The sequence below is a fragment of the Pseudomonas fluvialis genome (assembly GCF_002234375.1).
GTDB classification, from domain to species: Bacteria; Pseudomonadota; Gammaproteobacteria; order Pseudomonadales; family Pseudomonadaceae; genus Aquipseudomonas; species Aquipseudomonas fluvialis.
The window spans coordinates 187,876-210,014 of sequence record NZ_NMQV01000014.1 but is presented as its reverse complement, the minus strand read 5'-3'; the positions used below and the strand labels follow the sequence as shown (position 1 = coordinate 210,014).

The following is a 22,139-nucleotide window of genomic DNA, read 5'->3' as shown; positions in this document are numbered from 1 at the left end:
AGCATGATCAGCCAGGTAGTCGGCTCGGTGCAGAAGGTCAGCGATTCCTCGGAACACACCGCCGACATTGCCATCCGCACCAATCAGGGCGTGCAGAAGCAGCTCGCGGAAATCGAACTGGTCGCCACCGCCGTGCATGAAATGACCGCCACTGCCCAGGATGTGGCACGCAATGCCACCCACGCAGCGGAAGCCGCCAACCATGCCGACAGCGCGGCCAACCAGGGGCGCGAAATCGTCCACAGCACATCACGCGCCATCAGCACCCTGGCAGAAGAAATCGGCCGCGCCGTGGGCGTGGTACAGAACCTGGCCAAGGACAGCGAGAACATCAACGCCATTCTGGTAGCCATTCGCGGCATCGCCGAGCAAACCAACCTGCTGGCGCTCAACGCCGCCATTGAGGCGGCACGCGCGGGTGAACAAGGCCGTGGTTTTGCAGTAGTCGCCGATGAAGTGCGCAACCTGGCGCAGAAAACCCAACAGGCCACCGAGGAAATCCAGAGCATGATCCAGCAACTGCAGCACGGCACCCGTGAAGTGGTGCGGGTGATGCAGGACAGCCAGGAAAAAACCGACGACAGCGTTCGCCATGCCAACGAAGCCGCCGAGGCGCTGGTCTCCATTACCCAGGCCGTCTCGGTGATCAATGACATGAACACACAGATCGCCAGTGCCGCAGAACAGCAGAGTGCCGTGGCCGAGGATATCAATCGCAATGTCACCAACATCGGCAATGTTGCCCATGAGGTTGCCGGCGGCGCCGATGAGGCCTCAGCAGCAAGCGCCGAACTGACCAAGCTGGCCGAGCAGCAGCGCCGCCTGATCAACCAGTTCCGCGTCTAATCAGGCCGACGTCAGACATTCCGGCGCATCCAGCGCCGGATTGTTGACCAGATTGCTCAAGGCGCGCTCGCGCAACACGGGACCACGGGCCTGCAGCAAGGTCTGCAGGGTGTCAGGTGTGCTTTGCCCATCCAGCCAGGCCACACAGCCCGCCTCGTCAAGCAATAACGGGCGGCGCTGTCCAGCCTGCTCGCGGGTCACCATGGCCACGCTCAGATAGATCCGTTCCCCCACCGGGTAGGCTTCCCACAGCGCCGCCATGAACAGCAGGCCCTGCTCGCTGCCCAGCCAATAGGGACGCCGCCGCACACCACGCCACTCAAAGAAACCATTGGCCGGCAACAGCCCGCGACGACAACGAAAAGCCTCACGGAACATCGGCTGACTGGCCAGGCTTTCGCTGCGCGCATGGGCGGGGGTTTTCGACAGATCGGTCAGCCAGGCCGGAGTCAGCCCCCAGCGTGCCAGATCAACCCGGCGCTGGCCCTGCTCTTCGCGCAGCAACAGCACCTGCGCGCCAGGCGCCAGGTTCCAGTGCGGCGCCAGGTCGCCAGGAAAACCCGGCAAGCCCGCCAACTGCGCCGACCAGCGAAACAGGGCAAAACGTCCACTCATGCACAGCTCCACCGGCACGTTCCAAGAACCCGCCATTGTACGCAGGCCACGACGCCCGGCGTATAATGGCGCCCGCGCTTTCGCACTACCTGACACGAGACTCCAATGGCCGCTTTCGACGCCATTCGCCCCTATTCCGATGCCGAGGTCGCTGCCGTTCTGCAGCGCCTGCTAGCCGACCCCGCTTTTCAGGACATCCTGGCACGTTACCGCTTCCCCCGCCTGGCCAAGCCGCTGGGTTGGCTGTTACGGCCGATTCTGGCGTTCTACCTGCGCCGCGAACTGGCCGGGGTCGATACCGTGGCCGCCCTGCAAAGCAAGATCGAGCCCTATGTCGATCGCAGCATCGTCCGCGGCACCGATGGCGTGACCTTCAGCGGTACCGAGCATCTACGCCCTGGCGAGCCCCACCTGCTGATTGCCAACCATCGTGACATTGTCATGGACCCGGCCTATGTGAACTACGCCATGTACCATGCCGGCCTGGCCACGCCACGCATTGCGATTGGCGACAACCTGCTGCAAAAGCCCTTCGTCAGTGACCTGATGCGCCTGAACAAGAGCTTCACCGTACACCGCTCGCTGAGCGGGCGACGGGAAAAGCTGGCCGCCTTCCAGTTGCTGTCTGCCTACATCAACCACTCGATCCGCAGCGATGGCGAGTCGGTGTGGATCGCCCAGGCCGAGGGCCGTGCCAAGGACGGCGACGACCGTACCGACTCGGCGATCCTCAAGATGTTCCACATGAGTCGCAAGGACGAGCCCTTCGCCGAGGTGATCCGCTCGCTGCGCCTGACCCCGGTATCGATCAGCTACGAATACGACCCCTGCGACCTGGCCAAGGCGCGTGAGCTGCAAATTCGCGCCAGCACCGGCAGCTATGACAAGGCGCCCGGGGAAGACGACCTGAGCATCGCCCAGGGCATCACCGGCTACAAGGGACGCGTGCATGTGCACTTCGGTGCGGCGATCGAGCAGGGTTTCGAGGATGCCCGCCAACTGGCCGCCCTGCTGGATCAGCAGATCATCGGCGGTTACCGGCTGTTCCCCGTGCACTATCTGGCCTATGCGCAATGGCAGGCGCGCGACACCACGCTGGCCGTACCCGAAGCCGCCAGCCTGTTCAGCGCGAGCGAGCTACGCAACGCCGAACAGTACTGGCAACAGCGCATGGCCGCCTGTCCGGCCGAACAACGCCCCTACCTGATCCTGCAGTACGCACGCCCGATACAGAACCAGTACCGTATCCGCGCCGGCCTGCCGCTGTAACCGCCACCGAGATAAACAAAAAAGCCGCCATTCCCCCACGGGATGGCGGCTTTTTTGCGCCGACAGTCTTACTGCCCGGAAAGAAGCTGGCCGATGGTCGGGTCCTTGAAGGCGCGCGTCAACGCATCACTGAGCACATCACTGACCAGTTGACTGTTGGTTTCCGCATTGGGCGCATAACCAAAACGCTGGTTGAGGGTCGCGCCATAGCGACCGCTGTAGCGACGATTGCTGTTTTGCACATCGACACGGAAACTCGCGGTGATATTCGCCTCGGTTACATAGCTGCCTTCCTTGGGCGACTGGTACTTCAGTTCAGCCAGGGTCAGGGTCAGCTGCGGAACGTTGTAGCCACTGCCGCCCGGTACAAAGCCCAGCAGACGTACGGCGGCATCGGCTTCGGCCTGTAGACGCGGCAACATCCGCTGACCATCAACGCTGATGGTGCTGGTTTCCGGGTAGAGGCCGCCGCGCGTACCCAGTACCGGCGAAGGGCGTCCATCGACCACTCGGACCTGTACAGGCTGCCCCTGACCAACCGCCACCAGGCTGCCCTGTAGGCGAGGTTGCGGATTAAGTTGTTGCGGGCTTAGGGCACAGCCACCCAGCAGCAGGCTGCCGGCGGCCAGCAGGCCAATCAGGACGGACTTGGACATGGCAAGGTTCTCCAACGGGTCTGAAAAGACAGGGCGGCAGTATACCAGCGCGCTACCGGTACGCACGGTTAGCTTGGAGCCTAGCGCGCGCGCTGCAGTTCCCCGGACGTCATACGCCGGTCATGATCCACTGCGATAAAGAAGGCCAGACACTCACAAGGAGTTGGCCCGGATGCGCTCACTGCTCAACTGGCGCCCAGCGCGCGCCACACTGAACCATTACGCCTGGATCGATCAGCAAGGTATTTGTCGGGCACTACGACAAAGCCGTGCGCAGCCATCGGGACAAGGCTGGCAACCTGTCAGCTACAGTTGCCCCAGCTGGCTGGGCCGCCCCCTACCGGAAGCGGCCCGCCAAACGGCACCTCAGGCGAGGCCTAGTACGTCGTTGGAGTGGGCCTGCACGCTCTGATAGAGCGCCGCATCAGCAGCAAGCTGTTGCGCATCGGCCTTGAAGATCTGCCCCAGGCGTGCCTGCCATTCCTGAGAAGCCAGTTCTGCCGGGAAGCAGCGTTTGAGCAGGGTCAGCATGGCCGATACAGCCACCGAAGCACCCGGCGAAGCGCCCAGCAGAGCAGACATGCTGCCATCGGCCGAGGCAACGATCTCGGTACCGAACTCCAGCTTGCCGCCCGTGGCAGGATCTTTCTTGATGATCTGGACACGCTGACCGGCAATTTCCAGACGCCAGTCTTCCGGACGCAAGCTCGGATAGAACTTGCGCAGGGCATCCAGGCGCTGTTCGGCAGACTGCATGACTTCCTTGATCAGGTAGCGAGTCAGGTCCATGTTGTCACGCGCCACGGCCAGCATCGGCCAGAGGTTGCCCGGACGTACCGACAACGGCAGGTCAAGGAACGAGCCATTCTTGAGGAATTTGGTGGTGAAGCCGGCATAGGGTCCGAACAGCAAGGATTTCTTGCCATCCACGACACGGGTATCCAGATGCGGCACCGACATGGGTGGCGAACCCACTTCGGCCAGGCTGTAAACCTTGGCCTGGTGTTGCGCCACCACCTCGGGGTTATCGCAACGCAGCCACTGGCCACTCACCGGGAAACCGCCATAGCCTTTGCCTTCCGGGATACCGGACATCTGCAACAACGGCAAGGCGCCACCACCGGCACCGAGGAAGACCCGTTTGGCCAGCACTTCACGGGTGCCCTGCCCGGCGCTACGTACGCGTACGCGCCAACCTTCAGCCACACGCGTCAGGCCGACCACCTTGCTGCTGTAAGACACCCGGCAGTCGCTCTGGCGGCTCAGGTAATCGAGCAACTGCAGGGTCAGAGCGCCAAAGTTGACGTCGGTACCCAAGGCTACACGGGTGGCCGCCAGCGCTTCCGTGTTGTCACGCTCGCGCATCATCAGCGGCATCCACTGTTGCAGCGTGGCGCGCTCCTCGCTGTAGTCCATCTGCGCAAAGCAGTGGTGATCACGCAACGCGGCATAACGCTTGCGCAGGTAGTTAACGCCGCTTTCGCCGTGCACAAAGCTCAGGTGCGGCACCGAACTGACAAAACTCTGCGCCGAACCGAAGGTGCCATTCTCAACCAGATGGCTCCAGAACTGCTTGGAGACTTCGAACTGGGTGTTGATGGTGATGGCCTTTTGCGTATCAATGCTGCCATCGGCCTTTTCCGGCGTGTAGTTGAGCTCGCACAACCCGGCATGCCCGGTACCGGCATTGTTCCAGGGGTTGGAGCTCTCCGCTGCCCCGCCCTCCATCTGCTCAACCAGCTCGATACGCAGGCCTGCATCGAGCTCTTTGAGCAGCACGCCGAGCGTGGCGCTCATGATGCCTGCCCCTACGAGCAACACATCGACGGTGGGGTTTTCATGTTGCGTCATTTGTTGCACTCCAAGAGTTGCCTAAACCGCAGAAACGCTGGACACACGCAGCTCATGGCTACGCTGTCGATTTTCCAACGGCCGAGCTACGGGGTGGTGAAACCCGGCCTGAAAGCCTGGCACGCCGCTCAGCACCTGCCGTCCTGCAGCAGCACTGGCACAACGTACACACTGATCAGGCCTGTTTTGCCCGACCATTTCCGGCCGACACCCGTGTCGACCTACGTTCATCTGCAATCAGCCGCGTGCGGCCTGCAACGCCTCGATATAAGGCTCGGCCTGACGCTGGTCGGCGATCAGCGCCACCAGATCACGCCCCTGGGCATCCTGGGCATTCAGATCCAACCCGGCAGCCTTGAAAAAGCCGAGAAAACGCTCGAAGTCATCGATACGCAGCCCCCGGTAAGCCTTGATCAGCTTGTGCAGCGCAGGCGGCGTATCATCGGCAGGTTGCAGATCGAGAAACAGCTTGATCGCCTCATCGCTGATTTCTTCACCTATCACCTGCTTCTTGTCTTTGCGCATCAGACTGATTCTCCGGAGGGGGTCATTTTTCGCGCGCGCAGTTTACTCGCGCGTCATTCACGACTCAACGCGTTCTTATCGCCCCGGTATGCAGGTCCGCCCAGACATGCCCGTTGGCATAGCTGAGAAACTGGCAGTAGAGGGTTTGCTCACGCAGTACCTGCAGAATCACCGGCAGTTGGCTGGCCGGGTAATGCAGGGTAAGCACGCGTTGCTGGGTATCGTAGCTGGGCTTCTTGAGTGACTTGCCGTCGCTGTCGAAGTACACCAGCACGTAGCTGACATTGGCGCCCTTGCTCAAGGGTTTGCCCTTGAGGCGCAACAGACTGGGGCTGGTGATGGGAATCGGCTGTTGGTTGGAGTGCCGCTGGCTACCCAGCACCAGGCTGTACTCGGTGATCTGGATCAGTTGCTGCATGTGCAACGCACCTTCGCGCAACCCGGCATCATCGGGCGGCAGGAACTGGCCATGCAGCAGGTCAGCCAAGACCGGGCTGGCCAGCGCGAACAGTAGCAGGGAGACACACAAAGCACGCAAGGACATGAGTCAAAACCCCGAGTCAAAACGCCGCGCACTTTATCACGCTGCACTCGAAGCGCCCATTACACCTTCGCCGCTATCCGCCCAGCGGAGCAGCCACCTATACTGCAACGAGCCTAAGGAGAGCCTTATGCCCAGTGGCATTCCGCTGTTTAGTGCGGTGATTCAAAGCCTGCAGGCAGGCTACAGCCGTAACGCCCTGCGCGGCGACCTACTGGCCGGCATAACGGTGGGCATCATTGCCATTCCGCTGGCCATGGCCCTGGCTATCGCAGTGGGCGTGCCGCCGCAGCATGGTTTGTATACCGTGCTGATTGCCGCGCCGCTGATTGCCCTGTGCGGTGGCTCGCGCTTCAACATTTCCGGTCCGACCGCCGCCTTCATCGTCATCCTCCTGCCCATCACCCAGCAACACGGCCTCGGCGGTCTGCTGCTCTGCACGCTGCTGGCCGGACTGATTCTCCTGGCCATGGGACTCCTGCGCCTGGGGCGGCTGATCAGTTTCGTGCCCTACCCGGTAACCCTGGGCTTCACCGCCGGCATCGGTATCGTCATCGCTCTATTACAAGTCAAGGATCTGCTCGGTCTACAGCTGGCCCACAGCCCACAAAACATCGTTGAGCATGTGCAACTACTCGCCCAGGCGCTGCCGGGCATACAGATCGGTGACAGCCTGGTCGCGCTGGCCTGTCTGCTGGTGCTGATCGGCTGGCCGCGCCTGGTGCCGCAGGTGCCCGGCCACCTGGTGGCGCTGCTACTCGGCACGCTGCTGGCGATCGGCCTGGAACGCCTGGGACTGCCAATCGCCACACTGGGCGAGCGTTTCAGTTACTTCAGCCAGGGCATTGAGCAACCCGGCATCCCGCCTTTCCTGCCGCATTTTGCCTGGCCCTGGCAACAGCCAGGTGCCGATGGCCAACCGCTGCAACTGAGCTTCGAATTGCTGCGCCAGTTATTGGCACCAGCCTTTGCCATCGCCATGCTCGGCGCCATCGAGTCCCTGCTCTGCGCGGTGATTGCCGACGGCATGACCGGCAGCCGCCACGACCCCAACGCCGAACTACTCGGCCAGGGGCTGGGCAACCTGATCGCTCCGCTGTTCGCTGGCATCACCGCAACGGCGGCGATTGCCCGCAGCGCCGCGAGCATCCGTGCCGGAGCTTTTTCCCCGCTGGCGGCGATCATCCATGCCGGGGTCGTGCTATTGGCCATGCTGTTGCTGGCGCCGCTGTTCAGCTACCTGCCCATGGCTGCCCTCGCCGCCCTGCTGCTGATGGTCGCCTGGAACATGAGCGAAGCGCCACATGTGTTGCACACCCTGCGCATCGCGCCACGCCATGACGTGCTGGTGCTGCTCACCTGCCTGCTGCTCACCGTGCTGTTCGATATGGTGCTGGCCGTCACCCTGGGCCTGCTATTGGCCGCCGCACTGTTCATCAAGCGTATGAGCGAACTGACCGCCACCACCCCGCTCGCCAGCGGCTTCGACCAGTTGCTCAAGGAGCTGCCCGACAGCGTGGCAGCCTATGCGATTCGCGGGCCGCTGTTCTTCGCCGCCGCGGAAAAGGCGCTCAACGTGCTGCGCCGCTTCAACCCGCAGGTGCGCGTGGTGATCATCGACCTGAGCGGCGTGCCGCTGCTGGACATGACGGCCCTGGCCGCGCTGGACAACGTACTGCGCGACTATCGCCAGCAGGGCATCGGCCTGATTCTGTGCGGCGCCAGCGCCAACGTGCGCCTCAAGCTGCGCCGCGCCGGCATTCACCGGCGACAGTCACGCCTGGCCTACGTGGCCGACCTGCCTCGCGCACACGCCAAGGCCCTGCACTGGCTGGAGGAAAGTCCGGCGCTTACAACCCCTTGACCGCGAAGATGCCATTGGCATTGCGCCAGTAGCCCTTGTAGTCCATGCCATAACCGAAGATGTAGCGGTCTTCGCAGGGCAATCCGACGAAGCTGGCCTTGAACTCGGGACGGGCCTTGCGCTCATGCTGTTTGTCGATCAGTACCGCCGTGTGCACGGCGCTGGCGCCCGCATGCCGGCAGAAATCGATGATCGCCGCCAGGGTATGCCCTTCATCAAGGATGTCGTCGATGATCAGTACGTCACGGTCGATGAACGACACTTCGGGCTTGGCCTTCCAGAACAGTTCGCCACCACTGGTTTCATTGCGATAGCGGGTGGCGTGCAGGTAGGACTGCTCCAGCGGGAAGTTCAACTGGGTGAGCAACTTGCCGGCGAAGATCAACCCGCCATTCATCACGCAGAACACCACCGGGTTGCGTTCGGCCAACTCGGCATTGATGCGCTGGGCCACCTCACTGATGGCCGCTTCGATCTGTGCCTCGGTGTACAGACAGTCAGCCTCGGCCATCACTTGGCGGATATGGGCAAGATCAGCGGACATCGCGGTTTCTCCGGAAATAAGGGAAAGAAATGCCCGGATTGGCCCGGGCCCTGCCGCTCAAGGCAAAAGCCTGACCCGACGGACAGGAATTAAAGGCCGGCAAAGGTACTCATGTCCCTGACCCGGGGCAAGATCTGCAGCATTTTTCTGACCAACTGCCCAGGTCTGCGGCTAAAATAGGCCGTTTTTTGCTCCCGGCGTCCCAGCCGGTGCTTAACTCAAGCACAGTTTATCCAACCTTCGCCGCCCGCCGGAGACTTTCCATGCCCGTCAAAGAGATCCGCCACCCGCTGATCCGCCACAAAATCGGCCTGATGCGCCGCGCCGACATTTCCACGAAGAACTTCCGCGAACTGGCCCAGGAAGTCGGCGCCCTGCTCACCTACGAGGCCACCAATGACCTGCCGCTGGAACACTACGAGATCCAGGGCTGGGCGGGCAGCGTGCAAGTGGAGAAAATCGCTGGCAAGAAAATTACCGTAGTGCCCATCCTGCGGGCCGGCATTGGCATGCTCGAAGGCGTGCTCAGCCTGATTCCCGGCGCCAAGGTCAGCGCGGTGGGCGTGGCCCGTAACGAGGAAACCCTGCAGGCACATACCTATCTGGAAAAGCTGGCCCCGGAGATCGACGAACGTCTGGCGCTGATCATCGACCCGATGCTCGCCACAGGCGGCTCGCTGGTCGCCACCATCGACTTGCTGAAAAAAGCCGGTTGCAAAGAAATCCGTGCCATGGTGCTGGTCGCCGCCCCCGAGGGCATCCAGGCGGTTCACGAGGCACACCCGGACGTGGTGATCTTTACCGCCTCCATCGACCAGCGGCTTAATGAACACGGCTACATCATCCCCGGACTCGGTGACGCCGGGGACAAGATCTTCGGCACCAAGCAGAAGGACAACTGAGCCATGCACGACCATACTCAAGACCCTGTCTGGCGACAGGCCCTGGCCGGCTCGCAGATGCTTTTCGTAGCCTTCGGCGCCCTGGTGCTGATGCCGCTGATCACCGGCATGGACCCCAACGTGGCACTGTTCACCGCAGGCCTCGGCACGCTGATCTTCCATATCGTCACCGGCGGACAAGTGCCGGTCTTCCTGGCCTCCAGCTTTGCCTTCATCGCACCGATCCTGGCCGCCAAGGGCGAGTTCGGTCTGCCAGCCACCTTGGGCGGCCTGGTAGCCGCCGGCCTGGTCTACGTACTGCTCTCCGGGCTGGTCAAACTGCGTGGCACCCACTTCATCGATCGCCTGCTGCCGCCGGTGGTCATCGGCCCGGTGATCATGGCCATCGGCCTGGGGCTAGCCCCCGTGGCGGCCAACATGGCCATGGGCAAGGCGGGGGACGGCAGCGCGCAACTGGTGCCCTATAGCACCGCACTGATGATTTCCCTGCCCGCACTGGCCACGACCCTGCTGGTCGCCGTACTGGGACGCGGCATCCTGCGCCTGGTGCCCATCCTCTTTGGCGTGGCCGTCGGCTACGCCCTGGCGCTGTTCTTCGGCGTGGTCGATGGTTCCGGTATCGCTGCCGCCCCTTGGCTGGCCATGCCGCAGTTCGTCGCGCCCGAACTGCACTGGGGTGCCATCCTGTTCATGTTGCCGGTGGCCATTGCCCCAGCCATCGAGCACATCGGTGACGTACTGGCGATCAGCAACGTAACCGGCAAGCACTACATCAAGAAGCCTGGGCTACACCGCACCCTGCTCGGCGACGGCCTGGCCACTTCGGCAGCCGGCCTGCTCGGCGGCCCGCCCAACACCACCTACTCCGAAGTGACCGGTGCGGTGATGCTGACCCGCAACTTCAACCCCAAGGTTATGATCTGGGCGGCCATCATCGCCATCGTGCTGGCCTTCATCGGCAAGTTCGGGGCTGCGCTGCAAAGCATCCCGGTGCCGGTGATGGGCGGCATCCTCTGCCTGCTGTTCGGTTCGATCGCCGTGGTCGGCCTGAATACCCTGATCCGTCACCAGGTCGATCTGGGCGAGCCGCGCAACCTGGTCATCGTCGCCGTCACCCTGGTCTTCGGCATTGGCGGCATGGTCATCGGTGACAGCGGCATGGGCCTCAAGGGCATCTCCCTGTGCGGCATTGTCGCCATCGGCCTCAACCTGATCCTGCCCGGTGCCGGCACCTGGCATCGCCACCCGCCGGCGCAACACTGACGACAAACGCCTGGCGCCTTGCGGCGCCAGGCGTTCAACCACTAGCGTCGTACCGGGCGTTTCTGCAACTTGCGTTGCAAAGTACGCCGATGCATACCCAGCGCACGCGCCGTAGCGGAGATATTGCCGTCATGCTCGGTCAGCACGCGCTGGATGTGCTCCCATTGCAGACGATCCACCGACATGGGGTTATCCGGTACCAGCGAATCCAGGTCGGCGTGTTCGGACAGCAGCGCCGCCAGCACATCATCGGCGTCCGCCGGCTTGCACAGGTAATTGCAGGCACCGCGCTTGATAGCCTCGACCGCCGTGGCGATGCTTGAGTAACCGGTAAGGATCAGCACACGCATCTCACTGTCCAGCTCGAGCAGCTTGGGCAGCATGACCAGCCCCGAATCCCCGGCCATTTTCAGGTCAAGCACCGCGTAATCCGGCAGATCCTGGCGCGCAATGGCCAGCCCTTCTTCCGCCGAGTTGGCCACGCTGACGCGCAAGCCACGCCGATCCATGGCACGTGCCATGACCCGGGTGAAGGTGGTGTCATCGTCCACCAGCAACAGGTGAGGTTGCTCCTCGCCTTCGACAGGCAGTACTTCAGTCATCTTCAATCCTCTTGCTCATCAGGGCAGATCCAGAGTGCGCGGCAATTTCAGCTCAGTCAGCGTGCCGCCCTGCTCATGGTTGTACAGTTTTACCGTGCCACCGGCGCGCGCCACACTGGCTTGAGTCAAGAAAAGGCCCAAACCGAATCCCTTGCCCTTGGTGGTAAAAAAGGGCCGGCCCAATTGTTCGGCAATCGCCAGCGGTACACCAGGACCGTGATCACGGATGCTGATCAGCATCCACTGCTCATCCCAATCGAGGCGAATCTCCAGTTGGTCAGGGCAGGCATCGGCCGCATTGTTCAATACATTGAGCAGGGCCTGGGTCAGATCAGCCGGCGGCAGCAGGCATGGCGGTTCACCCTGACCAAGGCAGTGGTAGCGATAGCTGGCCTCCGGACGCATCAGGTGCCAGCGATTGAGCCCACGCTGCAGCCACTCGACCACACTCAGCTCGCTGGTAGCCTGGCGCCGGTCAGCCTCGGCCGCACGCACCAGTTGCTGAAGGGTCTGTTTGCACAGCATGACCTGATCCTGCAGCAGGGCCAGGTCTTCCTGCATGGCCGGGTCATTGCGATGATCATGACGCAAATCCTTGAGCAGTACGCTCATGGTCGATAACGGCGTACCCAGCTCATGCGCCGCTCCCGCCGCCTGGGTCGCCACGGCCAGCAACTGCTGATCACGCAGGCTCGCCTCGCGGCGCTCGGCCTGCAACTGATCCTGGCGACGCAGCGCACCGGCCATCTTGACCACGAAGAAAGTGATGAACGCCGCCGACAGGGCAAAATTCAGCCACATGCCGAACAGATGCAGGCTGATGAGGAACTCTTCGTGCTGCACATGCTGCAGGCGCAACGGGTGATACCAGATCAGCAGTACCGTGTAGCCGGTCAGCGCCAGCGCGCTGAGGAGCATGGAATAAACCCACGGCAAGGTTGCTGCGGCAATGGTCAGCGGCACCAGGTAGTAGGACACGAAGGGGTTGGTCGAACCGCCGGAAAAATACAGCAGCAAGCTGTGGATCATCAGGTCACAGCCCAACTGCACGGCATACTCCTGCTCGGTCACCGGCCACGGCCCGCGCAAGCGCAGGGTAGTCAGCAGGCATAGCAGCAAGGACATGCCCAGGGTGACCAGCAGCGACTGCCAGGGCAACGGCAGAAAATCCAGCAGCCACACGAGTCCTACCGAACCGGCCTGAGCGCTGAGCACCAGCATGCGGATCAGGTTCAGGCGCCAGAGGTTCTGCCGGCTGGCGGACAGCAACTGCACGGGGGTATTCATAGCCTCTCCTTGTAGGCGAGCGAGTATAGCCAGCGCCTGATACAGCACTCCTTGACTTGCAGCAAGATGCGCCGGGGGAACCAACACCCCGTCCCGACAGTCACACAGACCACCACCGGCCCCGCCAAGGAATCACCATGCAACGTATTGCTTCACTCGCCTTCGCGCTGACCCTGCCCGCCACGCTACTCAGCCAGGCTGCCCAGGCCGACGAACCACGCTACAACCAGGTGGCGCTGCGCGCCGAAGTCAGCCAGGAAGTGGCCCACGACCTGATGCAGGTAACCCTGTACAGCGAGGCCCAGCACAGCGATCCCGCACAACTGGCCAGCCAGATCACCCAGACCCTGAACAGCGCCATCCAGCGGGCGCGTCAAGCCAAGGGCGTCAAGGTCGAACTGGGCAGCCGGCACAGCTATCCGGTCTATGACGACAAGGGCCAGCGTATCCGGGCCTGGCGCGAGCGTGCCGAACTGCGCCTGGAGAGCAGCGACTTCGCCAGCCTGTCGGCACTCAGCGGTGAGCTGCTGGGCAGCCTGCAAATGGGCGGTATGCACTTCAGCATGGCCGACAGCACCCACCAGCACAGCGAGGACGCCCAACTCAAGGCCGCCGTGGCAGCGTTCAAGGCGCGCGCCACACTGGTCACTCAGGCGCTGGGCGGCAGCGACTACCGGCTGGTCAGCCTCAACCTGAACAGCGGCTATCAGGCACCCATGCCGCGCATGGGGGCGATGAAAGCCATGGCCATGGCCGAGGCTGCACCGACCCCGGACATCGAGGCGGGCAGCAGCAAGGTCAGTGTCAGCGCAGACGGCATCATCGAAGTTCGCCTGCCCTGAAGCCTTGCGTCGGGGAATCAGACTCCACTGAGAATTTGTTGCAGTTGTAAAAATATCGTAAATAGAATGATTCTTTTGTAAGAATCATTATTATTTGCGCCGTTTTCTTCTGCCACTCATTCAGAGAGTTTCCCCATGCGCGCCACGCTTACCCGCACCGCCCTGGCCAGCGCCATCGCCCTGGCCAGCAGCCAGGCTGCCCTGGCCAACGACAACACCCTGCAACTGGATCAGATGGTGGTCAGTGCCGCCGGCTTCGAACAGAAGATCACCGATGCCCCGGCCAGTATCAGCGTGATCACCGGCGAAGAACTGAAGAAGAAGCGCGTCAGCAACATCGCCGAAGCCCTCAACGATGTCGAAGGCGTCGATGTGTCGGGCAATGCCGGCAAGACCGGCGGCCTCAACGTGAGCATTCGCGGCATGGGCGATGCGTATACCCTGGTGCTGGTCGACGGCAAGCGCCAGAACCCGGCTGGCAATGTCACCCCCAACGGTTTTGGGGAAACCCGCTTCAGCTTCCTGCCGCCGGTTTCGGCTATCGAGCGCATCGAGGTCATTCGCGGCCCGATGTCTACCCTGTATGGCTCCGACGCCATGGGTGGGGTGATCAACATCATCACCAAGAAGGTCGGTAGCGAGTGGGCTGGCTCGGCCAGCGTCGACACGACGCTGCAGGAGCAGCGCGAATACGGCGACACCCGCTCCACCCAGCTGTACCTCAGCGGCCCGCTGGTCGCCGACACCCTGGGCCTGCAACTGCGCGGCAAATACCAGGAGCGTGACAGCTCGGCAATCAGCTACCAGGACGTCACGGGCAGCGACATCAGCTCGCGCATGGGCTGGAACCCGGTGGAGTCGGATCTGTACACCGCCGGCGGGCGCCTGACCTTCACCCCCAATGCCGACCATGACCTGAGCCTGGACCTGGACCAGAGCAAGCAGCGTTACGACAACAGCAAGGGTCAGCTGGGTGAGCTGGGCGCCAGCGGTGGCTACGAGCGCGACCAACGCTACAACCGCGAGCAATACCAGCTGGCCCATACCGGTCGCTTTGCCTTCGGCACCCTGGACAGCAGTTACACGCGCAACGAGACGGAAACCCTTGGCCGCCTGATTCCCGATGGCACCCCCAACCGGGTAGCGGGCGACAAGCGCACGCTGGATGCACAGAACGACATCTTCGACCTCAAGCTGGTCAGCGCACTGGGCAGTCACAACCTGAGCGTGGGCGGCCAGTGGTGGAAGGCGCAGATGACCGAGGGACTGATCGACGACCAGCTCGAACACAAGATGGTCGGCCTGTTCATCGAGGATGAGTGGCGGCTGCGCGACGATCTCGCCCTGACCCTCGGCCTGCGCCGCGATGACCACAGCGAATTTGGCGGACAGACCAGCCCGCGCGCTTACCTGGTGTGGAACACCACCGAGAACTGGACCCTCAAGGGCGGTGTCAGCGAAGGCTTCAAGGCGCCGGACCTGCAGCAACTGGTCGGTGGCATCAATGGCTTTGGCGGCCAGGGCAAAATCCCCCTGCTCGGCAACCCCGATCTGCAGCCAGAAACCAGTACCAGCAGCGAATTTGGCGTGTACTTCGACAACCTCGACGACTTCAACGGCAACGTCACCCTGTTCCACAACAAGTTCAAGGACAAGATCGGCTCGGAAGTCGTCGTCAACTGCGAATACCAGAACGTCGCCGGCTGCATCACCGTACCTGGCGGTCCCTGGCTGAACCGCGGCCGTCCGGGACGCAACCAGACGTTCAGCAAACCCATCAACGTCGACGAAGCCATCACCAACGGCGTGGAAGTCGCCGGCCGCTACCACTTCACCCCGCAGTGGAACCTGGCTGCCAACTACACCTACACCAAGACCGAGCAGGAAGGTGGCCCCAACGATGGCTGGCCGCTCAACGACACCCCAAAGCACCAGCTGAATGCCACGCTCAACTGGCAGACCAGCGATCGCCTGAGCACCTGGCTGAAGGGTGAATACCGCAGCGAACGTTTCCGGCGTACCAGCCCGGCCATCAACTATGCCTATAACGCCTTTGGCGACTACAAGGCCTACACCCTGTTCCACCTGGGCGGCAGCTACCAGGCCAGCGAGAACCTCAGCCTGAGCGCCACCGTCTACAACCTGTTCGACAAGGACTTCGTCAGCTACGAGCGCTATGCCAGCAATGCCGCCGGCACCACGTTCGAATACGGCAACGAGTACAACAACAACCAGGAGCGTCGTCGCCTGTGGCTGTCCGCCACCTACGACTTCTAAGCCTGGCCTGGTTCCTGGCCGCCCTGCGGCGGCCAGGCGCACTTGCGAATGTATAGTGACGGTAAATCTTTCTCATATAAGTGCAGCCGCCCTCTACAATCCGCATCCCCATAAACCCGACTCACACCTCCCATGATGCGACCCCTCTGGCTCGGCACGCTGCGCCAATGGCACTGGATCAGCTCGGCGCTATGCCTGGCCGGTATGCTGCTGTTCGCCATCACTGGCATCACCCTCAACCATGCCGGACAGATCGAGGCGCGCCCACAGGTCAGCCAACAGTTCGCCGAACTGCCCGCCGCATTGCACGCCCAACTGCGCCAGCAACCGCCCAGCCAGGGCCTGCCTCTGGCACTGCGCCAATGGCTGGAGCAAACCCTGGCGATTCGCCTGGATGGCCGTGCGGCCGAATGGTCCGACAACGAGCTGTACATCGCCCTGCCACGCCCTGGCGGCGATGCCTGGCTGAGCCTCGACCTGGACAGCGGCACGCTGGAATACGAGCGTACCGATCGCGGCTGGGTCGCCTATTTCAACGACCTGCACAAGGGCCGGCATACCGGCAGTCTGTGGAGCGCCTTCATCGACCTGTTCGCCGGCCTCTGCGTGGTGTTCAGCCTGAGCGGACTGCTCCTGCTGCAGCGACATGCCGGCAACCGCCCACTGACCTGGCCACTTACCGCCCTGGGGCTGCTGCTACCGCTGCTCCTCGCCTTGCTGTTCATTCACTGAAGGACCTTTTCCATGCGTCACGCCCTGCTGCTTCCCCTGGCTCTGCTGGCCACGCCTTTGCTGGCGGCCGAGTTCAAGCTGGACGTCGAGATTCCCCGCCTCGACGTGGCCGAATACCACCGTCCCTATGTCGCCATCTGGCTGGAGAAACCCGACCAGAGCCATGTGGCCAACCTGGCCGTGTGGTACGACCTGAAGATGCAGAACCGTGAAGGCGAGAAGTGGCTCAAGGACCTGCGCCAATGGTGGCGGCGCAGCGGTCGCAGCCTGCAGATGCCAGTGGATGGGGTGAGTGCGGCAACCCGTGCGGTGGGCACCCACAGCCTGCGCTTCAACAGCCAGGATGCGGCCTTCAAGACCTTGCCAGCCGGCGAATACCGCGTGGTGGTCGAGGCCGCCCGCGAAGTCGGCGGGCGTGAACTACAGCGCCTGGCCTTCACCTGGCCGCCGCAGGCGGCCAGCCATGTCACGGCCCAGGGCAACCTGGAGCTGGGCACCCTGTCTCTCGACATTACCCCCTGAGGAACGCCGTCATGCACCCGATCATCAAATGGACCGCCCTGACCCTGGCCATCAGCCTGCCGCTCTCGGCACACGCCCATCGCGCCTGGCTGCTGCCCTCCGCCACCGTACTGTCCGGTGATGCCCCCTGGATCACCGTGGATGCCGCGGTCTCCAACGACCTGTTCTACTTCGAGCACTTCCCCCTGCAACTGGAAGGCATTGGCCAACCGCTGGCCATGCCGGCCCGCGGCCCCGCAGCCGCCCAGCCAGCCGCCGGACAAGCTGCCCCGGCCCCCATGCGGCGCCCGGCCAACCGCTTGCAGATCACCACCCCGGACGGCAGCCCGCTGCACGCGCAGTTCGGTCATACCGGCCGCCTGCGCAGCACCTTCGACCTGCAACTGTCGGCCAAGGGCACCTACAAACTGGCCGTAGCCAGCCAGGGCCTGTTTGCCAGCTGGGAAGAAAACGGCGAAACCCGCCGCTGGATGGGCAAGGCCGAAGACTTCGCCAAGCAGGTGCCCGCCAAGGCTCAGGCTCTACGCGTGGTGCAGAACAGCAACCGCATGGAAACCTTCATCACCTCCGGCGCGCCCAGCGACGCTGCGCTGGCCCCGAGCAACAGCGGCCTGGAACTCAAGCCGATTACCCACCCCAACGATCTGTTCGCCGGCGAAGCCGCACAACTGATGTTCCTGATCGACGGCAAGCCGGCCGCCGATGTCGAGGTCAGCGTGATTCCCGGCGGCAATCGTTATCGTGACGACCTCGGCGAAATCAAGGCGCGCACCGATGCCCAGGGCCAGCTCAGCATCACCTGGCCGGCCGCCGGCATGTACTGGCTGGAAGCCGAATACAGCAGCACAGAAGGCGTTGCAGCGCCGGCCAGCGAGCGCCGCGCCAGCTACAGCGCAACCCTCGAAGTGCTGGCTCCCTGAGCCTGTTGGGCGGCGTATCCCCGTACGCCGCCCAGATTGCTGCCATGTCCCGTTTCTTTCGCTACTGGCTGCTCGGCAGCGTACTGCTCTGCCTGTTGCTGAGCGCCTGCTCGGCACCCCGCGAGCTGTGCGCAGCACTGGCCTGCGCCGCGTGGCTGGTACTGTGCATACCGGCCTGGCAGCACTACCGGCAGCGCCAGCGCTGCCCGGCACTCCCCAGCGATGCCATATGGCTGGCCTATGCCAGCCAGGGTGGCCAGGCGCGTCAGCTGGCCGAACGCAGCCTGGCTCAGTTACAGGCGGGGGGATGCCGCGCGGTACTGGTCAGTCTTGATCGCCTGCGCCCGCAACAGCTGAGCCAGGCCCGACAGTTATTGCTGCTGGCCAGCACCTATGGCGAAGGCGAAGCACCAGATACCGCCCAGCGCTTTGCCCAGCAGCTGGATCGCCAGTCGCTGTCACTGCCAGGCCTTGAGTACGCCGTACTCGCGCTGGGTGACCGCCGCTACCAGCACTTCTGCGCCTTTGGCCGGCGTCTCGACCAGCGCCTGCAGCAGCTGGGCGCGCAACCCTTGCAGGCCTGCCTCGACCTCGATCGTGGCGATCCCGCCGTACTGCGCCAATGGCAGCAACTGCTCTCGCGCCTGGCCGGCCATGCGCCGTTCAGCGACTGGCAGGCGCCGGACTACCAGCCTGTGCAGCTGCTGCAACGCCACTGTCTGAACCCCGGCAGCAGCGCCAGCCCGGCCTTTCAGCTGCGCCTGCAAATCCCTCCCGGCAGCCATTGGCAGGCCGGCGACATTCTCGAAGTCGGCCCCTGTCATGCCCCGGCGCAGATCGACGCCCTGCTGCGCCAGCTCGGCCTCGATGGCGGGCAAGCGCAGGCCGACGGGCACAGCCTGCACTGGCATCTGTCACGCAGGCAGCTACCCGCGCCGGAGCAACTGGCCGACTGCCGCAGCCCCGCCGACCTCATGGCCCTGCCACGCCTGGCCCACCGCGACTACTCGCTGGCCTCGCTGCCTGCCGATGGCTGCCTGGAACTGCTGGTGCGCCTGCATCGGTACGGCGATGGCAAGCTGGGCTGCGCATCGGGCTGGCTGTGCCGGCATGCCGAGGTGGGTAGCCTGCTCGACGTACGGCTGCGCGCCAATCCGGGCTTTCAGCTGCCACCGGACAGTGGCCCGCTAATCCTGATTGGCAACGGCACCGGCCTGGCCGGCCTACTCGCCCACCTGCGCGAACGCGAACAACGGGGCCAGGCAGGCCACTGGCTGCTGTTTGGCGAGCGCCAGGCGGCCCATGACCTGTTCTATGCCGAGCAGCTGCAAGCCTGGCAGCGCAGCGGCCACCTGGCCCGCCTTGACCTGGCGTTTTCCCGCGACCAGGACAGCCCCGTGTATGTTCAGCACCGGCTGCGCGAAGCCGCCGATGATCTGCGCCTCTGGCTGCAACGCGGTGCCAGCCTGCTGGTCTGCGGCAGCCTGCAGGGCATGGGCGAAGAGATCGAAGCCCTGCTCCACGGTCTGCTCGGTGATCAGCAGGTACAAGCCCTGCGCCTGGCCGGACGCTACCGCCGGGATCTGTATTGAAACCAGCATCTCTGCACACCGTCGCGCAGCGCAGGCCCGCAACAGGTAAGCGTTAACAGAGGCGCCAATAAAAACGCCCCGGCATACCGGGGCGCTTGTTGTTACGCAACGCGAGGCGTGCTTAGAAACTCAGACGCAAGCCCACTGCTGCGGTACGTGGCGCATTACCACGGGCACCGTCAGCACCCCGATGGGTAATAGCCTGCTCATCAAACACGTTATCCAGCCGTGCATACACTTCGGCCTGCTCAGTGACCGGGTAGCTGGCCACCAGATTCAGCGTGGTCAGGCTGTCGGTTTTCAGGAAGCGATCATCCACGCCCGAACGGCCCGCGCTGGGCGAGGTATAGGCTTCGGCCGCATAGTTGACGGCCGCATAGGCACGCCAGCCGCTGTCAGCCTCCAGGCCAATCTGCACCTGACCAATATGCTTGGGCGTGTAGTCGATCACGTCGCCCTTGAGGACCGAGCCATTGTCCGCAGCCTTGGTGTATTCCCCATCGGTGTAGGTGTAGGCCACGCGCAGCGGCACGGTGAAGCCAGCACCCTGATAGAGGTCGGCGAACAGCCCGAACTCCAGGCCATAGACTTCCTTGGCGCCATCCTGCTGGGTTCCCTCGACGATCCCCCCCGGGCAGGGGTTGGCTACCAGGCAGCTACGTGTCGCGTTCTGGTAGTCCGTCAGGAAACCAATCGCATCGACACCAAAGCTACCCTGGCGAAAACGCACCCCACCTTCATAGTTGGTGCTCTCCTCGCCCTCGGTACCACGCGCCGCACCATTGCCGGGCGGGGCGAAGCCTTCATGCACACCGGCCAGCAGGGTCCATTGCTCGGTCAGCGCGTAGTTGACGCCCAGGCCAGCGGTGGTGCTGGTCAGGCTATTGGTATTGCGCGCCGCCCGCTGCGCAGGCGTGGCATCCTTGGCCAGGTTGGCCTTGGACTCGATGTCCTCATAACGCACGATCGGCAGCCAGGTCCACTTGCCGACACGGATACGATCAGCAATCCAGCCAGACCAGGCTTCGCTCTCTCCCTGCTGAGGGGCGCCCAGCACGGTACGGTCATACACCAGGCGACCATTGACCTGGCGGTAGATGCTCGCAGAACGGCCCTTGACCTGGTTTTTCGTGGTGTCTTCGTGCCAACGCACACCGACCATCAACTCGTGCTCCAACGCACCGGTGACGAACCAGTGATCCAGCTGCGTTTGCACGCCCTTGCTGATGTATTCCTGATCACCATGCTGGTAACGCACGCCGTTGGCATGGGTGGTGTCGGCCGTGCCGTCCAGAATGTCCTGGATCAGATCGGCATTGGCGAGACCGTTGTTGACGATGGACGTCACACCGCCCAGATTCACCCCATTGATCTGGTTGATCCGGTCGTAATAGCGATAGGTATCGTTCCAATAGGTCGTAGTAGTCAGCTTGGTGTTGTCGGTAAAGCCAAACACATGGCGCAGGCTTGCCGACTTGCGACCGCGGTCCATCTGCTCCAGCTCACTCAAGCCATAGCGACGATTGGGATCATGTTTGAAGTCGGCATCGGTCAGGCCCAGGTAGCTGACATTGGCCACTTCCACGCCATATAGCAGCTTCAGCTCCACTTCCTGCGCATAGGTGGCGTTGGCATCGCTGGTCCAGCGCAGCTTACCCATGTACTCCTCGATATCGTGCCCGGCAGAACGATCGGAGCGATCGATATCATGGAAACCGTCACCCTGCGCCTGGTACGTCTCGACCAGGAAGCCCCACTGGCCTTCCGTCGCCCCATAGTGCGCATGCAATTTGAGCGCACCAAAAGAGCCATATTCGGCATTCAGCTTACCGCCGGCCTGCTCGGGAATCGGCGTGGAGATCAGGTTGACCGCCCCCGATGTGGTATGCGGCCCGTGCATGAGGATCTCCGGCCCCTTCAGCACTTCGACACTGCTCATCCGCCCCATGTTGGGAAAGTAGTAGGCCGAGGTATTGGCATAGGGTGCCATGGCGGCCGGAATGCCATCCTCAAGTACCGAAATGCGATCGCTACGCCCGGTAGAGGCGGCACGAATGCTGATACGCGGAAACACGCCCAGGCCATTTTCTTCACGGGTATACACCCCCGGCACGCTACGCAGGACATCATTGGCATTGCTGGAGGAAAACTTCTGCAGTTCTCGCTCGGTCAGCACATAGGCCGACCCCGTGGAGCTCTGCGGGTCTTCCGGATTGCCGAGGATGCTGACCGCCGGCAGCTCCTTGACGTTTGCCGCACGCTCCGCAAAAGCCGCGGGCGCCAGCGCCAACAGCAAGGCAGCGGCCAGCGGGGTGTACCTGAACGCGCGCGCAGCGGGCGACAAGAAATAAAGGCTATTGCACTCACTCATGAGAATCACTCCTGCTTAAGATTGCGACGCATCTTAATTAAGATTTGATCTCATTCAATCCTTACGTTCAATTTACAGGAACTATTTTGTAACAACGCTGTCACGTTTGCCCCGCTGA

The 22,139-nt window shown here is 63.0% G+C and carries 20 protein-coding genes; 11 read left to right on the top strand and 9 right to left on the bottom strand.

Annotated features, from left to right (window positions below; genetic code table 11):
- The first annotated feature begins 3 nt into the window (after positions 1–3).
- A complete protein-coding gene (locus CFY91_RS16425; RefSeq protein ID WP_371870499.1) occupies positions 4–846 on the top strand; it encodes a methyl-accepting chemotaxis protein in 843 nt (280 codons plus the stop codon).
- Here CFY91_RS16425 and CFY91_RS09095 read toward each other — a convergent pair whose 3' ends face one another.
- Entirely contained in the window at positions 847–1,461 is a 615-nt protein-coding gene (locus CFY91_RS09095) for an SOS response-associated peptidase (RefSeq protein WP_093986032.1), read from the bottom strand.
- 105 nt (positions 1,462–1,566) lie between these two features.
- Here CFY91_RS09095 and CFY91_RS09090 point away from each other — a divergent pair, with 105 nt between their 5' ends.
- The gene (locus CFY91_RS09090) at positions 1,567–2,730 is read left to right on the top strand and encodes a 1-acyl-sn-glycerol-3-phosphate acyltransferase (RefSeq protein ID WP_093986031.1); all 1,164 of its coding nucleotides are present in this window, start codon (positions 1,567–1,569) and stop codon (positions 2,728–2,730) included.
- Positions 2,731–2,798: 68 nt separating this feature from the next.
- On the opposite strand, the gene CFY91_RS09085 is transcribed toward CFY91_RS09090, so the two are convergent.
- From CFY91_RS09085 to CFY91_RS09065, 4 genes are all read right to left on the bottom strand, one after another.
- A complete protein-coding gene (locus CFY91_RS09085; protein ID WP_093986030.1) occupies positions 2,799–3,386 on the bottom strand; it encodes a YajG family lipoprotein in 588 nt (195 codons plus the stop codon).
- A 366-nt stretch (positions 3,387–3,752) separates the two neighbouring features.
- Positions 3,753–5,237, bottom strand: a complete 1,485-nt coding sequence (gene mqo, locus CFY91_RS09075; protein ID WP_093986028.1) for a malate dehydrogenase (quinone) — start codon at positions 5,235–5,237, stop codon at positions 3,753–3,755.
- Between the two features lie 237 nt (positions 5,238–5,474).
- Complete coding sequence (locus CFY91_RS09070; protein WP_093986027.1) at positions 5,475–5,762, bottom strand: PA4642 family protein; 288 nt, start codon at positions 5,760–5,762, stop codon at positions 5,475–5,477.
- Positions 5,763–5,826: 64 nt separating this feature from the next.
- Entirely contained in the window at positions 5,827–6,306 is a 480-nt protein-coding gene (locus tag CFY91_RS09065; RefSeq protein ID WP_093986026.1) for a hypothetical protein, read from the bottom strand.
- Between the two features lie 127 nt (positions 6,307–6,433).
- Between CFY91_RS09065 and dauA the strand changes: the two genes are divergently transcribed.
- The gene (gene dauA / locus CFY91_RS09060; protein WP_093986025.1) at positions 6,434–8,167 is read left to right on the top strand and encodes a C4-dicarboxylic acid transporter DauA; all 1,734 of its coding nucleotides are present in this window, start codon (positions 6,434–6,436) and stop codon (positions 8,165–8,167) included.
- On the opposite strand, the gene CFY91_RS09055 is transcribed toward dauA, so the two are convergent.
- Positions 8,154–8,711 (bottom strand): hypoxanthine-guanine phosphoribosyltransferase, encoded by a 558-nt coding sequence (locus CFY91_RS09055; protein WP_093986024.1) that lies wholly within the window; start codon positions 8,709–8,711, stop codon positions 8,154–8,156. The genes dauA and CFY91_RS09055 overlap by 14 nt on opposite strands.
- A 263-nt stretch (positions 8,712–8,974) precedes the next feature.
- Between CFY91_RS09055 and upp the strand changes: the two genes are divergently transcribed.
- Together upp and CFY91_RS09045 are read left to right on the top strand one after the other, a co-directional pair.
- Positions 8,975–9,613 (top strand): uracil phosphoribosyltransferase, encoded by a 639-nt coding sequence (upp, locus tag CFY91_RS09050; protein WP_093986023.1) that lies wholly within the window; start codon positions 8,975–8,977, stop codon positions 9,611–9,613.
- Positions 9,614–9,616: 3 nt separating this feature from the next.
- Positions 9,617–10,876, top strand: coding sequence for a uracil-xanthine permease family protein (locus CFY91_RS09045; protein WP_093986022.1), 1,260 nt, complete (start codon positions 9,617–9,619; stop codon positions 10,874–10,876).
- A 41-nt stretch (positions 10,877–10,917) separates the two neighbouring features.
- Here the strand turns inward: CFY91_RS09045 and CFY91_RS09040 are convergent, their stop codons facing one another.
- Positions 10,918–11,478 carry a response regulator transcription factor gene (locus CFY91_RS09040; RefSeq protein ID WP_093986021.1) on the bottom strand — a complete coding sequence of 187 codons (561 nt, stop codon included), beginning with the start codon at positions 11,476–11,478 and terminating at the stop codon, positions 10,918–10,920.
- An 18-nt stretch (positions 11,479–11,496) separates the two neighbouring features.
- Positions 11,497–12,765 (bottom strand): ATP-binding protein, encoded by a 1,269-nt coding sequence (locus CFY91_RS09035; RefSeq protein WP_093986020.1) that lies wholly within the window; start codon positions 12,763–12,765, stop codon positions 11,497–11,499.
- Between the two features lie 137 nt (positions 12,766–12,902).
- Between CFY91_RS09035 and CFY91_RS09030 the strand changes: the two genes are divergently transcribed.
- The 6 genes from CFY91_RS09030 to CFY91_RS09005 all read left to right on the top strand — a co-directional run bounded on the left by CFY91_RS09030 (position 12,903) and on the right by CFY91_RS09005 (position 19,650).
- The gene (locus tag CFY91_RS09030) at positions 12,903–13,607 is read left to right on the top strand and encodes an SIMPL domain-containing protein (RefSeq protein ID WP_093986019.1); all 705 of its coding nucleotides are present in this window, start codon (positions 12,903–12,905) and stop codon (positions 13,605–13,607) included.
- 135 nt (positions 13,608–13,742) lie between these two features.
- Positions 13,743–15,884: a TonB-dependent receptor domain-containing protein gene (locus CFY91_RS09025; RefSeq protein ID WP_093986018.1), complete on the top strand. Its 2,142-nt coding sequence runs from the start codon at positions 13,743–13,745 to the stop codon at positions 15,882–15,884.
- A gap of 132 nt (positions 15,885–16,016) precedes the next feature.
- Entirely contained in the window at positions 16,017–16,616 is a 600-nt protein-coding gene (locus CFY91_RS09020; RefSeq protein ID WP_165765316.1) for a PepSY-associated TM helix domain-containing protein, read from the top strand.
- Positions 16,617–16,628: 12 nt separating this feature from the next.
- Positions 16,629–17,138: a DUF2271 domain-containing protein gene (locus tag CFY91_RS09015; protein WP_093986017.1), complete on the top strand. Its 510-nt coding sequence runs from the start codon at positions 16,629–16,631 to the stop codon at positions 17,136–17,138.
- Between the two features lie 11 nt (positions 17,139–17,149).
- Positions 17,150–18,058 carry a DUF4198 domain-containing protein gene (locus tag CFY91_RS09010; protein WP_093986016.1) on the top strand — a complete coding sequence of 303 codons (909 nt, stop codon included), beginning with the start codon at positions 17,150–17,152 and terminating at the stop codon, positions 18,056–18,058.
- Positions 18,059–18,102: 44 nt separating this feature from the next.
- Positions 18,103–19,650 carry a flavodoxin domain-containing protein gene (locus CFY91_RS09005; protein ID WP_093986015.1) on the top strand — a complete coding sequence of 516 codons (1,548 nt, stop codon included), beginning with the start codon at positions 18,103–18,105 and terminating at the stop codon, positions 19,648–19,650.
- Positions 19,651–19,771: 121 nt separating this feature from the next.
- Here CFY91_RS09005 and CFY91_RS09000 read toward each other — a convergent pair whose 3' ends face one another.
- A complete protein-coding gene (locus CFY91_RS09000; RefSeq protein ID WP_093986014.1) occupies positions 19,772–22,021 on the bottom strand; it encodes a TonB-dependent receptor family protein in 2,250 nt (749 codons plus the stop codon).
- Positions 22,022–22,139 lie beyond the last annotated feature (118 nt).

What these genes read in the sequence shown, in the direction of transcription:
- CFY91_RS16425 (WP_371870499.1), top strand. Translation starts at nt 4, where the DNA reads ATGATCAGCCAGGTAGTCGGCTCGGTGCAGAAGGTCAGCGATTCCTCG.
- CFY91_RS09095 (WP_093986032.1), bottom strand. Translation starts at nt 1,461, where the DNA reads ATGAGTGGACGTTTTGCCCTGTTTCGCTGGTCGGCGCAGTTGGCGGGC.
- CFY91_RS09090 (WP_093986031.1), top strand. Translation starts at nt 1,567, where the DNA reads ATGGCCGCTTTCGACGCCATTCGCCCCTATTCCGATGCCGAGGTCGCT.
- CFY91_RS09085 (WP_093986030.1), bottom strand. Translation starts at nt 3,386, where the DNA reads ATGTCCAAGTCCGTCCTGATTGGCCTGCTGGCCGCCGGCAGCCTGCTG.
- mqo (WP_093986028.1), bottom strand. Translation starts at nt 5,237, where the DNA reads ATGACGCAACATGAAAACCCCACCGTCGATGTGTTGCTCGTAGGGGCA.
- CFY91_RS09070 (WP_093986027.1), bottom strand. Translation starts at nt 5,762, where the DNA reads ATGCGCAAAGACAAGAAGCAGGTGATAGGTGAAGAAATCAGCGATGAG.
- CFY91_RS09065 (WP_093986026.1), bottom strand. Translation starts at nt 6,306, where the DNA reads ATGTCCTTGCGTGCTTTGTGTGTCTCCCTGCTACTGTTCGCGCTGGCC.
- dauA (WP_093986025.1), top strand. Translation starts at nt 6,434, where the DNA reads ATGCCCAGTGGCATTCCGCTGTTTAGTGCGGTGATTCAAAGCCTGCAG.
- CFY91_RS09055 (WP_093986024.1), bottom strand. Translation starts at nt 8,711, where the DNA reads ATGTCCGCTGATCTTGCCCATATCCGCCAAGTGATGGCCGAGGCTGAC.
- upp (WP_093986023.1), top strand. Translation starts at nt 8,975, where the DNA reads ATGCCCGTCAAAGAGATCCGCCACCCGCTGATCCGCCACAAAATCGGC.
- CFY91_RS09045 (WP_093986022.1), top strand. Translation starts at nt 9,617, where the DNA reads ATGCACGACCATACTCAAGACCCTGTCTGGCGACAGGCCCTGGCCGGC.
- CFY91_RS09040 (WP_093986021.1), bottom strand. Translation starts at nt 11,478, where the DNA reads ATGACTGAAGTACTGCCTGTCGAAGGCGAGGAGCAACCTCACCTGTTG.
- CFY91_RS09035 (WP_093986020.1), bottom strand. Translation starts at nt 12,765, where the DNA reads ATGAATACCCCCGTGCAGTTGCTGTCCGCCAGCCGGCAGAACCTCTGG.
- CFY91_RS09030 (WP_093986019.1), top strand. Translation starts at nt 12,903, where the DNA reads ATGCAACGTATTGCTTCACTCGCCTTCGCGCTGACCCTGCCCGCCACG.
- CFY91_RS09025 (WP_093986018.1), top strand. Translation starts at nt 13,743, where the DNA reads ATGCGCGCCACGCTTACCCGCACCGCCCTGGCCAGCGCCATCGCCCTG.
- CFY91_RS09020 (WP_165765316.1), top strand. Translation starts at nt 16,017, where the DNA reads ATGATGCGACCCCTCTGGCTCGGCACGCTGCGCCAATGGCACTGGATC.
- CFY91_RS09015 (WP_093986017.1), top strand. Translation starts at nt 16,629, where the DNA reads ATGCGTCACGCCCTGCTGCTTCCCCTGGCTCTGCTGGCCACGCCTTTG.
- CFY91_RS09010 (WP_093986016.1), top strand. Translation starts at nt 17,150, where the DNA reads ATGCACCCGATCATCAAATGGACCGCCCTGACCCTGGCCATCAGCCTG.
- CFY91_RS09005 (WP_093986015.1), top strand. Translation starts at nt 18,103, where the DNA reads ATGTCCCGTTTCTTTCGCTACTGGCTGCTCGGCAGCGTACTGCTCTGC.
- CFY91_RS09000 (WP_093986014.1), bottom strand. Translation starts at nt 22,021, where the DNA reads ATGAGTGAGTGCAATAGCCTTTATTTCTTGTCGCCCGCTGCGCGCGCG.